This is a genomic window from Streptomyces sp. NPDC002701 (assembly GCF_042889045.1).
GTDB lineage: Bacteria > Actinomycetota > Actinomycetes > Streptomycetales > Streptomycetaceae > Streptomyces.
In genome coordinates this window covers 59,439-72,350 of record NZ_JBIAQL010000008.1, presented here as the reverse complement: position 1 = coordinate 72,350, position 12,912 = coordinate 59,439, and the positions used below count along the sequence as shown (strand labels likewise).

At 73.6% G+C, this 12,912-nt stretch carries 9 protein-coding genes; 1 reads left to right on the top strand and 8 read right to left on the bottom strand.

What is annotated here, in order from left to right; translation table 11 throughout:
* Nucleotides 1-864, bottom strand: coding sequence for a precorrin-4 C(11)-methyltransferase (gene cobM / locus ACFYXC_RS22425; RefSeq protein WP_389553793.1), 864 nt, complete (start codon nucleotides 862-864; stop codon nucleotides 1-3).
* A gap of 85 nt (nucleotides 865-949) precedes the next feature.
* On the opposite strand from cobM, the gene ACFYXC_RS22420 reads away from it, so the two are divergent.
* Complete coding sequence (locus ACFYXC_RS22420; RefSeq protein WP_388915397.1) at nucleotides 950-1,678, top strand: ZIP family metal transporter; 729 nt, start codon at nucleotides 950-952, stop codon at nucleotides 1,676-1,678.
* A gap of 29 nt (nucleotides 1,679-1,707) precedes the next feature.
* On the opposite strand, the gene cobI is transcribed toward ACFYXC_RS22420, so the two are convergent.
* From cobI to ACFYXC_RS22385, 7 genes are read right to left on the bottom strand one after another with little or no spacing between them, the layout of a single operon-like run.
* Nucleotides 1,708-2,460 (bottom strand): precorrin-2 C(20)-methyltransferase, encoded by a 753-nt coding sequence (gene cobI, locus ACFYXC_RS22415; RefSeq protein ID WP_389553792.1) that lies wholly within the window; start codon nucleotides 2,458-2,460, stop codon nucleotides 1,708-1,710.
* A complete protein-coding gene (locus tag ACFYXC_RS22410; protein ID WP_389553791.1) occupies nucleotides 2,457-3,953 on the bottom strand; it encodes a cobyrinate a,c-diamide synthase in 1,497 nt (498 codons plus the stop codon). Before ACFYXC_RS22410 ends, cobI begins: the two co-directional genes overlap by 4 nt.
* Entirely contained in the window at nucleotides 3,953-4,552 is a 600-nt protein-coding gene (gene cobO / locus ACFYXC_RS22405) for a cob(I)yrinic acid a,c-diamide adenosyltransferase (protein ID WP_389553790.1), read from the bottom strand. Before cobO ends, ACFYXC_RS22410 begins: the two co-directional genes overlap by 1 nt.
* The gene (locus tag ACFYXC_RS22400) at nucleotides 4,552-6,666 is read right to left on the bottom strand and encodes a putative cobaltochelatase (protein WP_389553789.1); all 2,115 of its coding nucleotides are present in this window, start codon (nucleotides 6,664-6,666) and stop codon (nucleotides 4,552-4,554) included. The genes cobO and ACFYXC_RS22400 overlap by 1 nt, the downstream gene beginning before the upstream one ends.
* Nucleotides 6,663-10,343, bottom strand: coding sequence for a cobaltochelatase subunit CobN (cobN, locus tag ACFYXC_RS22395; RefSeq protein WP_389553788.1), 3,681 nt, complete (start codon nucleotides 10,341-10,343; stop codon nucleotides 6,663-6,665). Before cobN ends, ACFYXC_RS22400 begins: the two co-directional genes overlap by 4 nt.
* Nucleotides 10,340-11,872 (bottom strand): cobyric acid synthase, encoded by a 1,533-nt coding sequence (locus ACFYXC_RS22390; RefSeq protein ID WP_389553787.1) that lies wholly within the window; start codon nucleotides 11,870-11,872, stop codon nucleotides 10,340-10,342. The genes cobN and ACFYXC_RS22390 overlap by 4 nt, the downstream gene beginning before the upstream one ends.
* Nucleotides 11,869-12,825 (bottom strand): cobalamin biosynthesis protein, encoded by a 957-nt coding sequence (locus ACFYXC_RS22385; protein WP_389553786.1) that lies wholly within the window; start codon nucleotides 12,823-12,825, stop codon nucleotides 11,869-11,871. Before ACFYXC_RS22385 ends, ACFYXC_RS22390 begins: the two co-directional genes overlap by 4 nt.
* Between the last annotated feature and the right edge of the window lie 87 nt (nucleotides 12,826-12,912).

Sequence of the window (12,912 nt, the reverse complement as noted above, 5' to 3'; positions counted from 1 at the left end):
TCACGTCGTGGCACCCCGGGTCCGCAGCGCCTTGCGCGCCTCGGGGTCGGCCTTGCGGAAGCCGTGGAAGTGGCCCGGGTGGTAGAGGTGCGAGCGCGTGCCGTGCGCTTCGAGGGCGGGGCCGACCAGGAACAGCGTGTGCTTCCAGAGCTTGTGCTCCTTGACGGTCTCCTCCAGGGTGCTGATCGTGCACCGCACGATCAGTTCCTCGGGCCACGTCGCCTGGTACGCGACCACGACCGGGGTGGAGGTCGGGTAGCCGCCCTCCAGCAGTTCCCGTACGAGCTGCCCGCTGCGGGCGGCCGACAGGAACAGCGCCATGGTGGTGCCGTGCCGTGCGAACTCCCGTACCTCCTCGCCCGGCGGCATCGGCGTCTTGCCGCCGCCGAGGCGGGTGAGGATCACGGACTGCGCGACCTCGGGAATGGTCAGCTCGCGCTGCGCGAGCGCGGCCACGGCCGAGAACGACGAGACACCGGGCACGATCTCGGTTGCGATGCCGATCCCGGCGCACCGGTCGACCTGCTCCTGCGTACCGCCCCACAGCGCGGGATCGCCCGAATGGATGCGGGCCACCTTCAGCCCTTCGGCGGCGGCCCGCTCGTACACGGCGGCGACGTCCTCCAGCGACATCGTCGCCGAGTCGAGGATCTCCGCGTCCGCACGGGCGTGTTCGAGGACCTCCGCCTGCACCAGACTGGCCGCCCAGATCACGACGTCGGCCTCGGCGATGGCGCGCGCGGCACGGAACGTCAGCAGATCGGCGGCGCCGGGCCCGGCGCCCACGAAGGTCACCTTGCCGGCGGGTGCACCGGGCTCACCGGGCGCGTCGGCTGCCTGGGCTGCCTGGGCTGCGTCAGCCATGGGATGGGGTCCTTTCCGAGAGCCATGCGGGCTCGGGCGTGCGGCGAACGTGCGGGAAGTCGGGTCGATCGGATAGCAAGGGCGTATGGCGGTGTTCGTCGCGCTCGGCGCGTTCCTGATGACGCTGGCCGGCGGCTGGACGGCGCAACGCGTCACCGACCGCCGCCACCTCGTACTCGGCCTGGCAGGCGGCCTGATGCTGGGCGTCGTCGGCCTCGACCTGCTGCCGGAGGCACTGGAGGCGGCGGGCGAGGAGATCTTCGGCGTACCGGCGGCGCTGCTGCTGTTCGTGGCCGGTTTCCTCGCGGCCCATCTGGTCGAACGGCTGCTGGCCGTACGCCACGCGGCGCACGGCGGCGGGGAACACGACGGCCGCACGCCCCAGGTGGGCCTGACGGCCGCCGCGGCGATGGTCGGCCACAGCGCCATGGACGGCGTGGCGATCGGTGCGGCCTTCCAGGTGGGCGGCGGTATGGGAGCCGCGGTGGCGGTCGCGGTGATCGCCCACGACTTCGCGGACGGCTTCAACACGTACACGATCACGACCCTGTACGGGAACGCCCGCCGCAAGGCGGTCGCGATGCTCTGCGCGGACGCGGCGGCTCCCGTCGCGGGCGCCGCGTCGACCCTCCTCTTCACCATCCCCGAACACCTGCTCGGTGCCTATCTGGGGTTCTTCGGCGGCGCGCTCCTCTATCTGGCGGCGGCCGAGATCCTCCCCGAGGCGCACCACGAACACCCGGCCCGCTCCACGCTGCTGTGCACGCTCACCGGAGTGGCGTTCATCTGGCTGGTCGTGGGCATCGCGGAGTGAGCCGGGCCGTGCGGGTCTTCCGAGGCAGGTCACAGCTTGCCGCCGCGCCCGCCGTCGCGCCGGGCGGGCGCGATGAGCGTCGACAGGTAGGGCAGCGGGGCGCCGTCCAGTTCGGCCGCGCTCCTGATCGACTCCTCGGGCAGCCCCAGCGCGGACCCCCACACCGCGTCGTCGATCCGGCCGGTCTCCCGCAGCGCCGCGGCGACCTCCTCCGCCTGCCGCCCGAACTTGTACGCGACGACGGTTCCGGGCCCGTTCAGCGCGTCCTTGAGGACCCCGGACCCGGCGGTGACCGGCACGAGGGTGAGCGGCTCGGTGCCCTCGGTCAGGACCGCCCCGGACCGGGCGGCGAGATCCTGCATGGCGGTGATCCCGGGCACGGTCTCGACGAGCGTGCCCGGGACGAGCCGCTGCACGGTCTGCGCGAGATAGGTGAACGTGGAGTACACGTTCGGGTCGCCGATGGTGGCGAAGGCGACGCTGCCGTGCGTCCGCAGCAACTGGGCCACCCGCTCGCCGGCCACATCCCAGGCGGCCTCGCGGCGCGCCCGGTCGGAGCGTTCGTTGAGGGCGAAGACGACCCGGACGACCTTCTCCCGCTCCACGTAGTGCAGCACGGTGGCCTCGGCCCGCCCGGGCTCCCCGCCGTCCCGCCCGTCGGGCGCGGCCATGACGGGCACGACCACGACCTCCGCGGCACGGAGCCGGTCGACCCCTTTGACGGTCACGAGCTCGGGATCCCCGGGCCCGACCCCGACCCCGATCAGCCTGCTGTCGCTCATGACCCGACACACCTCTCCACGAACCGACGGGCGACGCCGGGAGCGGCCGCCCAATGCGTGTGCAGATAACTCGCGTGCACACCCCGCTGTACGAAACCTTCGAGCCGCCGCGCCGGAGCACGCATCCCCCAGGCGGCCACGGCTCCCGCCCCCGGCTCGACGACGGTGCGGTGGAACTCGTGCCCCCGCATCCGGCTGCCCGCCTCGGCCAGCACGCTGTCGGACACCGCCACGGCATCGCGGTACCCGAGCGTCAGCCGCTCGTCCATCCGGGCCGCGGCGTCGATGACCCCGCACATCGGCAGCGAGTCGAGCTCACGGGAGAGATAGAGCAGCCCCGCACACTCGGCGGCGACGGGCGCACCACTCTCGGCGAGCGCGGCAACGGCCTTGCGCAAGGGCTCGTTGGCGGACAGCTCGGCCCCGTACACCTCGGGAAAACCACCCCCGACGACCAGTCCACGGGTCCCGTCCGGTAGTTGCTCGTCCTGCAGAGGATCGAACGGCACGACCTCGGCCCCGGCGGCCAGCAACAACTCGACCTGCTCGGCATAGGAAAAGGTGAACGCGGCCCCACCGGCAACGGCGACGACGGGGGCCCGTAGTTTCAGCCCGTCCGGGGACTCAACTTTCAGGCCGCCCGGGCGTCCGTCTTTCAGCCCGTCCGGCGTTTGAGGACGAGCGCGAAGCGCGACAGGGGGGGCCGGGGGCGCAGCCTTCAGGGAGGGGACGGGAAGGGGCGGCGGGGGCGAGGAAACAAGCGCCGCACCCGCGTCCCAGCCCGCACAGGCCAAAGACCCGGCGCTGCGAGCCAGAGCGAGCAGCGCATCAAGGTCACACCCTTCCCGCACCTGCGAACCCATCGCAGCGACAGCCTCAACCGCTTCGCCCCGCCGCTCGGCGACAGGAACCAGCCCCAGATGCCGAGAGGGCGTGGCGACCTGCGGAGCCCGCCGCAGCACACCGAGAACGGCCACCCCCGACTGATCCAGCGCCTCCCGCAGCAACGACTCGTGCCGATCGGACCCCACCTTGTTGAGGATCACCCCGCCGATCCGCACCTCGGGATCCCAGGACGCGAACCCGTGCACCAGCGCGGCCACGGACCGCGACTGCGAGGACGCGTCCACGACCAGCACCACGGGCGCCCGCAGCAGCTTCGCCACATGAGCGGTGGAGGCCAGCTCCCCTTCACCGGCGGCCCCGTCGAAGAGCCCCATCACCCCTTCGACGACGGCGAGGTCACACCCACGGGCCCCGTGCGAGAACAGCGGCGCGATCAGCTCCGCCCCGCACATGTACGCGTCGAGATTGCGCCCCACCCGTCCGGTGGCGAGCGCGTGGTAGCCGGGGTCGATGTAGTCGGGCCCCACCTTGTGCGGGGACACGGCGAGCCCCCGCGAGGCGAACGCGGCCATCAGCCCGGTGGCGACGGTGGTCTTGCCGCTGCCCGAGGAGGGCGCGGCGACGACCAGCCGGGGGACGGAGGACATCACCACTCGATGCCCCTCTGCCCCTTCTGACCGGCGTCCATCGGGTGCTTGACCTTGGACATGTCGGTCACCAGGTCGGCCGCCTCGACCAGCTTGTCAGGGGCGTTGCGCCCGGTGATCACGACGTGCTGGGTCCCGGGCCGGTCCCGCAGCACGGCCACCACCTCGTCCACGTCCACCCAGCCCCAGTGCATGGGGTAGGCGAACTCGTCGAGCACGTACAGCTTGTACGTCTCGGCGGCGAGGTCCCGCTTGACCTGCTCCCAGCCCTCGCGGGCCTTGGCCTCGTTGTCGAGCTGCGCGTCCCGCTGCACCCACGACCAGCCCTCGCCCATCTTGTGCCAGTCGACGGACCCGCCCTCACCACTGGCGCCGAGGACGCGCAGCGCGTTCTCCTCGCCGACCTTCCACTTCGCGGACTTGACGAACTGGAACACCCCGATGGGCCACCCCTGGTTCCAGGCGCGCAGCGCGAGCCCGAAGGCGGCGGTGGACTTGCCCTTGCCGACTCCGGTGTGCACGACGACGAGCGGCCGGTTGCGTCGCTGACGGGTCGTCAGCCCGTCTTCGGGCACGACACTCGGCTGTCCCTGCGGCATTACGCGGCCCTCCCGCTGTCGCCCCTGCCGGCGCCCTTGATGTCGCTCCTGCTGCTGCCCCTGCCGTCGCCCCGGACGTCCCTGACCAGCCCGGCGATCGAGTCGGCCCGCAGTTCGTCGAGCGTCACCGCGGTCCCGCCGAGCTCGCCCGCGAGCTGCCCGGCGAGTCCGAGCCGCACGGGCCCCGACTCGCAGTCGACGACCACGGAGGCCACGCCTTCGGCGGCGAACAGCCGAGCGGCCCGCCCGGCCAGCGCGACCGGCTCCGGGCCACCGGTGGCCCGCCCGTCCGTGACCAGCACCACCAGCGCGCGCCGCGCCGGATCCCGCAACCGCTCCACCCGCAGTACGTCGTGCGCCCGAAGGAGCCCGGCCGCGAGCGGCGTACGCCCGCCGGTGGGCAGCGACTCCAGCCGGACGGCGGCCGCGTCGACCGACGACGTGGGCGGCAGCGCCACCTCGGCCGCGGAGCCGCGGAACGTCACGAGCCCCACCTTGTCCCGCCGCTGGTAGGCGTCGAGGAGCAGGGACAGCACGGCGCCCTTCACGGCGCTCATCCGCTGCCGGGCCGCCATCGATCCGGAGGCGTCCACGACGAACAGCACGAGGTTGCCCTCACGGCCCTCCCGGGTGGCCTGCCGCAGGTCGTCCCGCCGGACGACGAGTCCTGGCCCGGAGCGCCCCCGCGCCCGCTGGTGCGGGGCCGCGGCCTGCACGGTCGCCGCCAGGTGCAGCTTGGTGAGGGCGCCGCGCGGCCGGCGCGCCCCGGTGGTGCGACCGTGCTCGGTCCGGGCCCGCGAGCGCCGCCCGGCGGCCCCCTCACCGAGCCCCGGCACGCTCAGCACCTTCGTGCGGAAGGGTTCGGCGGCCCGTACGGGGGACTGCTCGCCGGCGCCGGGGGACGGCGCCCGCCCGTTCTCGGAGGACTCGGACGGCTCGGAGGGCCTGCCCTGCGCGGGCACCTCACCGGAATCCTCCCCGCCGTCGCCCCCGTCACCGCCGTCGTCGGGCCCGTCCTGCGGGGGCCGCCCGCCACCGGGCCCGTCCGGGTCCGGATCCGGCTCGTCGTCCCCGGAATCCCCGGAGCCGTCGGAGTCGTTCCCGCCCCCGAACTCCTCCAGCGTCTCGTCGAGCTTGTCCTCGTCGAGACCGGGGGCGTCGAACGGATTGCGCCGCCGCCGGTGCGGCAGCGCGAGGAGCGCGGCCTGCCGCACGTCCTCGGCCAGCACCACGGTCCGTCCCGCCGAGGCGGCGAGCGCCGTCGCGGTCCTGGCCATCACGATGTCGGCCCGCATGCCGTCCACCTCGAACGCGGCACAGGTCGCCGCGATCTGCCGCAGCGCGCCGTCGCCGAGCCGCACCGAGGGCAGCAGCTCGCGCGCGGCCACGATCCGGGCCCGTACGGCGGACTCCTCGTCGGCCCAGCGCGTCGCGAACCCCTCCGGGTCGTCGTCGTACGCGAGCCGCCGCCGGACGACCTCCACCCGCTGGTCGGGCTCGCGCGAGGCCGCCACCTCGACGGTCAGCCCGAACCGGTCGAGCAACTGCGGCCGCAGCTCGCCCTCTTCGGGGTTCATCGTCCCGACGAGCAGGAACCGCGCGGCATGCCGTACGGAGACGCCCTCGCGCTCCACGTACGAGGCACCCATGGCCGCCGCGTCGAGCAGCAGGTCGACCAGGTGGTCGTGGAGGAGGTTGACCTCGTCCACGTACAGGATGCCGCGGTGGGCGTCGGCCAGCAGACCGGGCTCGAAGGCTTTCACGCCCTCCGCGAGCGCCCGCTCGATGTCGAGCGCGCCGACGAGCCGGTCCTCGGAGGCACCGACGGGCAGTTCGACCATCCGGGCCGGACGGGAGACGCCCGGACCCACCTCGTGCGGACCGTCCGGGCAGGCCGGGTCGGGCGCGTCGGGCGCGCAGGAGAACCGGCACCCCGCGACGACGTCGACCTGCGGCATGAGCGCGGAGAGAGCGCGCACGGCCGTGGACTTGGCGGTGCCCTTCTCCCCGCGGACGAGCACCCCGCCCACCGCCGGGGACACGGCGTTCAGCAGCAGCGCGAGCCGCAGATCGTCCTGGCCGACCACGGCCGTGAACGGGAACGGGGTACTCACTGGTCGTCACCCTCCACATCGCCCTCCAAGTCGCCTTCGAGCTCCAGATAGGTGGCCCGCAGCCGTTCCAGGGTCTCGGCGTCGGGCTCGGCCCACAGTCCGCGCTCGGCGGCCTCCAGGAGCCGTTCCGTGATGCCGCGCAGGGCCCACGGGTTGGACTTCTTCATGAAGTCCCGGTTCTCCGCGTCGAAGACGTACTCCGCGCTGAGCTTCTCGTACATCCAGTCGTCGACGACCCCGGCCGTGGCGTCGTACCCGAAGAGGTAGTCGACGGTGGCCGCCATCTCGAAGGCGCCCTTGTAGCCGTGCCGCCGCATCGCCGCCATCCAGCGCGGGTTGACCACCCGGGCGCGGAACACCCGGTGCGTCTCCTCGCCGAGCGTGCGGGTCTTGATCTGGCTGGGCACGGCCGAGTCGCCGACGTACGCCTCGGGGCTGGTGCCCGTCAGGTGGCGCACCATGGCGACCATGCCGCCGTGGTACTGGAAGTAGTCGTCGGCGTCGACGAGGTCGTGCTCGCGGGTGTCGACGTTCTTCGCGGCGACGGCGATCCGCCGGAACGCCGTCTCCATGTCCCCGCGCGCCGCCCGCCCTTCGAGTCCCTGCCCGTACGCGTAGCCGCCCCACACCGCGTACACCTCGGCGAGGTCCGCGTCCGAGCGCCAGTTGCGCGCGTCGATGAGGGGGAGCAGGCCCGCCCCGTACGCGCCCGGCTTCGAGCCGAAGATACGGGCCGTCGCGCGCCGCCGGTCGCCGTGCTCGGCGGTGTCCTCGTCGGCGTGCGCGCGGACGTAGTTGCGGTCGGCGGGCTCGTCCAGCTCGGCCACCGCCCGCACCGCGTCGTCGAGCAGCTTGATGACGTGCGGGAACGCGTCACGGAAGAAACCGGAGATCCGGACGGTGACGTCGATGCGCGGCCGGCCCAGCTCCTCCGGGCCCACGATCTCGAAGCCGGTGACGCGCCGCGAGGCGTCGTCCCACACGGGCCGGCAGCCCAGCAGCGCCAGGATCTCCGCGATGTCGTCGCCCTGGGTGCGCATCGCGGACGTGCCCCACACCGTCAGCCCCACGGACTTCGGGTACGCGCCGGTGTCCTGGAGGTAGCGCTGCACGAGCGAGTCGGCGAGCGCCTGCCCGACCTCCCAGCTCAGCCGGGACGGGATCGCCTTCGGGTCCACGGAGTAGAAGTTGCGCCCGGTCGGCAGGACGTTGACGAGTCCGCGCGTCGGCGAGCCCGAGGGGCCCGACGGGACGTAACCGCCGTTCAGGGCGTGGAGGATGTGGTCGATCTCGTCCGTCGTGCGGGCGAGCCGCGGCACCACCTCCCGGCACGCGAACTCCAACACCGCCACGGCATCCGGGAGTTCGGTGCCCAGCACCTCGCGTACGAGCGCGGGCACGGCCGCGGTGTCCCAGCCGCGCTCCTCCATGCCCTCCGCGAACCGGCGGCACAGCTGTTCCAGCAGGTCGACCGCGTCGGCGGCCGTCCGGGCGGGACCGGCCACCAGGTCGCTCAGCTCGACCGGCACCTTCAAGGGCGCGCCGGGCTCGGCCAGCAACTCCTTCTCGACCAGGCCGAAGTGCTCGGCGAGACAGGCCCGCAGGCCGGGCAGCGCGTTCGCCGTGCCGCCCCACACCTGTGAGGCGCGCAGCACGGCCAGCACGAGGTTCACCCGCGCCTCGGCCTCGGGACCGCCGCCGAGGATGTGCAGCCCGTCGCGGATCTGCACGTCCTTGATCTCGCACAGATACCCGTCGATGTGCATCACGAACTCGTCGAACGCGCCGTCGTCCGGCTGCTCGTCGACGTGCAGGTCGTGGTGGAGTTCGGCAGCCTTCACCAGCGTCCAGATCTGGGCGCGTACGGCCGGTGCCTTCGTCGGGTCCAGGTCGGACACGAGCGCGTACTCGTCGAGGAGCTGTTCCAGCTTCGCGAGGTCGCCGTAGGTGTCCGCGCGGGCCATCGGCGGCACCAGGTGGTCGACGATCGTGGCGTGCCCGCGCCGCTTGGCCTGGGTGCCCTCGCCGGGGTCGTTGACGATGAAGGGGTACACCAGCGGCAGTTCGCCGAGCACCGCGTCGGGCGCGCAGCCGCCGCTGAGGCCGAGGCCCTTGCCCGGCAGCCACTCCATCGTGCCGTGCTTGCCCATGTGCACGATCGCGTCGGCGCCGAAGCCGCCCTCCGAGGAGGCGTTCTCCAGCCAGCGGTAGGCCGCCATGTAGTGGTGCGAGGGCGGCATGTCCGGGTCGTGGTAGATCGCGATCGGGTTCTCGCCGAAGCCGCGCGGCGGCTGGATCATCACGACGACGTTCCCGAACCGGAGGGAGGCCAGCACGATGTCGTCGCCGTCCACGTAGAGGGAGCCCGGCGGCTCGCCCCACGCCTCCAGCATGCCTTCGCGCAGGGCGGGGTCGAGCCGGTCGAACCACGCCCGGTAGTCGGCGAGCGGTACGCGCGCGGGGGCGGCGGCCAGCTGGTCCTCGGTGAGCCACTCGACGTCGTGGCCACCGGCGGCGATGAGCCGGTGGATCAGCTCGTCGCCGTTGTCGGGGTGTCCCTCGACGGCGTACCCGGCGTCCCGCAGCGCGTCGAGGAGCCGGACCGCCGAGGCGGGGGTGTCCAGGCCCACCGCGTTGCCGACCCGGGAGTGCTTGGTCGGATAGGCGGTGAAGACGACCGCGAGCTTCTTCTCGGCGTTGGGCTTGTGCCGCAGCCGGGCGTGCCGCACGGCGATCCCGGCGACGCGCGCGGCCCGCTCCGGGTCGGCGACGTACACCGGCACGTCGTCGGGGCCCTGCTCCTTGAACGAGAACGGGACCGTGATGAGGCGTCCGTCGAACTCGGGGATCGCGACCTGCATCGCCGCGTCCATGGGGGACAGGGCCGCGTCGGACGCCTCCCAGGCGGCCTTCGACGTGGTCAGGCACAGGCCCTGGAGGAAGGGGATGTCGAGGGTCTGGAGCGCGCTGATGTCCCACGCCTCCTCGTCGCCGCCCGCGGACGCCTCGGAGGCGTGTGCGCCACCGGAGGCGAGGACGGTGGTGACCAGCGCGTCCGCGCCCTCGATGAGCGCGTACAGCTCGGGGCCGGCGCCGCGCAGCGAACCGCTGTAGACGGGCAGGGCGTTGGCGCCCTTGGCCTCGATGGCGTCGCAGAGGGTCTCCACGAAGGCGGTGTTGCCGCTCAGCTCGTGGGCGCGGTAGTAGAGCACGGCCACGGTCGGGCGGCCGGGGGCCGTCACCGGCTCGCCGTGGACCCCGAACTGCGGCATCTGCCGCGGTGCCTCGAAGCCCTCGCCCGTGACCAGCACGGTGTCGGAGAGGAAGCGGGTCAGCTCGGCCAGGTTCTCCGGGCCGCCCTCGACGAGGTAGCGCAGCGCCTCCGCGACGACACCGGCGGGCACGGACGACTCGGCCATCAGCTCCGCGTCGGGCACGGTCTCCCCGCCGAGCAGCACGGTCGGGATGCCGGACGCCTTCAGGAAGGCGAGCCCGTCCTCCCAGGCACGCTTGCCGCCGAGCAGCCGGACGACCGCGAGGTCCGCGCCCTCGACCAGCGCGGGCAGCTCCTCCGCGACGTCCACGCGGGTCGGATTGCCGATCCGGTACGCGGCGCCGGAGGCACGGGCCGCCAGCAGGTCCGTGTCGGCGGTCGACAACAACAACACTGTGCTCATGCGGGTGCTCCCGGTGGGATGAAAGGCAGTCCTGTCGGCGCGCCGGACTCGATGAGCCGCCACAGCGCGTCCGTGTCCGCGTGTTCCTCGATCAGATCGCCGAGCCGGTCCAGCTGCTCCTCGCGCAGCCCCGCGAACGACGTGCCGGCGGCCGGTACGAAGCGGCGCCCCGCGGCGGCGGCCACCTCGCGCAGGAAGGCGCGCCGGAAGCCGTCCGACTCCAGTGAGCCGTGCCAGTGCGTGCCCCAGACCTGGCCGACCCGGCAGCCGTCCAGGAAGGGCTGACCGCCGGTCACTTCGGCGACCCCGTGGTGGATCTCGTACCCCTCGACGGGTTCGCCGAGGGCCTCGCCGGCGGGCCGGGTGAGGGTCTTCTCCCGCGCGAACCGCACACGTACGGGGAGGAGTCCGAGCCCGTCCACGGCGCCGGCCCTCGACTCCACCTCGTCGTCGATGTGTTCGCCGAGGAGCTGGAAGCCGCCGCAGATGCCCAGCACGGGGCGCCCCTCGGCGGCCCGGCGCACCAGGGCGTCGGCGAGGCCGCGCCGCCGCAGCCACTCCAGGGCGCGGACCGTGCCGCGGGTGCCGGGCACGACGACCAGGTCGGCGTCGACGAGTTCCTCGGCGCGGTCCACGAACCGCACGACGACGCCCGGTTCGGCGGCGAGCGCGTCCAGGTCGGTGAAGTTGGACATCAGGGGGATCGCGCAGACGGCGACCCGCAGGATGTCCTCGCCGACGGGGGCGGACACCTCGGACTCGCGCACCGAGCCCCGCAGGGACACGCGGAGTCCGTCCTCCTCGTCGATGCCGAGCCCGTGCCGGTACGGCAGGACGCCGTAGGTGTGGCGCCCGGTGAGCCCGTGCAGCATGTCGATGCCGGGTTCGAGGAGGGAGACGTCCCCGCGGAACTTGTTGACGAGGAACCCGGCGACGAGTTCCTGGTCCTCGCGCGACAGCAGGGCCACCGTGCCGAAGAACGAGGCGAAGACCCCGCCGCGGTCGATGTCGCCGACGACGAGCACGGGCAGCCGCGCGTTGCGTGCGATCCCCATGTTCACGATGTCCGTCCGCCGCAGGTTGATCTCGGCCGGACTCCCGGCCCCCTCACAGATCACCGCGTCATACGTGCCCCGCAACTCGGCCAGACAGTCCAGCACGGTCCCGAGCAACGCCTCCTGACGTCCGCCGTGATAGCCGCGCGCACTCATCTCACCCACCGGCCTGCCCATCAGGACGACCTGGCTGCTGCGGTCGCTGCCCGGCTTCAGCAGGACGGGGTTCATCAGCGCGGTCGGCTCCACGCGGGCGGCCTGCGCCTGCATGGCCTGCGCGCGCCCGATCTCGGCGCCCTCCCGCGTCACGAACGAGTTCAGCGACATGTTCTGTGCCTTGAAGGGCGCGACCTTCACCCCCCGCCGCACCAGCCACCGGCAGATCCCGGCGGTCACGACGCTCTTGCCCGCGTCGGACGTGGTGCCCGCGACGAGCAGCCCCCCGCCCGGCCCGCCTTCCCGGCCCCCGCTCATGACGTACGCCCCTTCCCGGCGGCTGCCCCGGCGAGCAGCCGCCCGGCGACACTCACACCCAGCGCGAGCAGGCCCACGCGGCGCGAGAGCCGGACGGCCCGCTCGATGTCCCCGACCCGCACGGGCCGCCCGCCGCCGTTGAGGACGGGCCGGTGCTCGACCCGTCCCGCGTAGGAGAGGGTGCCGCCGAGCCGCACTCCGAGCGCGCCCGCGAACGAGGCTTCGACGGGGCCGGCGTTGGGGCTCGGGTGCTGGCCGGCGTCGGTACGCCAGGCGCGGATCGCGCCCCGCGGATCATCTCCGGCGACGGCCGCGAGGACAGCGGTCAGCCGGGCTCCGGGCCACCCGGCGACGTCGTCGAGCCGCGCGGAGGCCCACCCGTACCGCCGGTATCGCGGCGACCGGTGCCCCACCATGGCGTCCAGCGTGTTGACGGCCCGGAACCCGGCCAGACCGGGCACGCCCGCGACCGCGCCCCACACCAGGGCGCCCACGACGGCGTCGGAGGTGTTCTCGGCGACGGACTCGACGACGGCCCGGGCGATCCCGTCGGCGTCCAGCGCCTGCGGGTCGCGCCCGCACAGGTGCGGCAGCCGCTCGCGGGCGGCCTCGATGTCCCCGGCGGCCAGCGCGTCGCCGGCGGCCCGGGCCTCCCGCCCGAGCGAGGTCCCGCCGACGACCGCCCAGGTGGCGGCGGCGGTCAGCGCGACGGACGCGGCGCCGCAGGTGCGTACGGCACGGTCGGCGGCCACGGCGAGGGCGACGGCGCCGCCCGCGCACACGGTGGTGTGCAGGGCGCCCCACCCGCGGTGGTCCCGCCACAGGACCCGCTCCACGGCCCCCGCGGCACGGCCGAACGCGGCGACCGGATGCCCCCGGCGGGGATCGCCGAACAGCAGGTCACCGAGGAGGCCGGCGGCGGCGCCGTACGCGAAGACGCGATCGGCACGCATCGGTTCAGCCCGCCGCTACGTGAGGCGGAACTCCCGTACCCGGCACCCTCGTACGGGGCACACCGGTCCACAACAGACGGCCGCGCA

Excerpts from the sequence above, each read along its gene's own strand:
- cobM (WP_389553793.1), bottom strand. The coding sequence starts at position 864 with ATGGCTGACGCAGCCCAGGCAGCCCAGGCAGCCGACGCGCCCGGTGAG.
- ACFYXC_RS22420 (WP_388915397.1), top strand. The coding sequence starts at position 950 with ATGGCGGTGTTCGTCGCGCTCGGCGCGTTCCTGATGACGCTGGCCGGC.
- cobI (WP_389553792.1), bottom strand. The coding sequence starts at position 2,460 with ATGAGCGACAGCAGGCTGATCGGGGTCGGGGTCGGGCCCGGGGATCCC.
- ACFYXC_RS22410 (WP_389553791.1), bottom strand. The coding sequence starts at position 3,953 with ATGTCCTCCGTCCCCCGGCTGGTCGTCGCCGCGCCCTCCTCGGGCAGC.
- cobO (WP_389553790.1), bottom strand. The coding sequence starts at position 4,552 with ATGCCGCAGGGACAGCCGAGTGTCGTGCCCGAAGACGGGCTGACGACC.
- cobN (WP_389553788.1), bottom strand. The coding sequence starts at position 10,343 with ATGAGCACAGTGTTGTTGTTGTCGACCGCCGACACGGACCTGCTGGCG.
- ACFYXC_RS22390 (WP_389553787.1), bottom strand. The coding sequence starts at position 11,872 with ATGAGCGGGGGCCGGGAAGGCGGGCCGGGCGGGGGGCTGCTCGTCGCG.
- ACFYXC_RS22385 (WP_389553786.1), bottom strand. The coding sequence starts at position 12,825 with ATGCGTGCCGATCGCGTCTTCGCGTACGGCGCCGCCGCCGGCCTCCTC.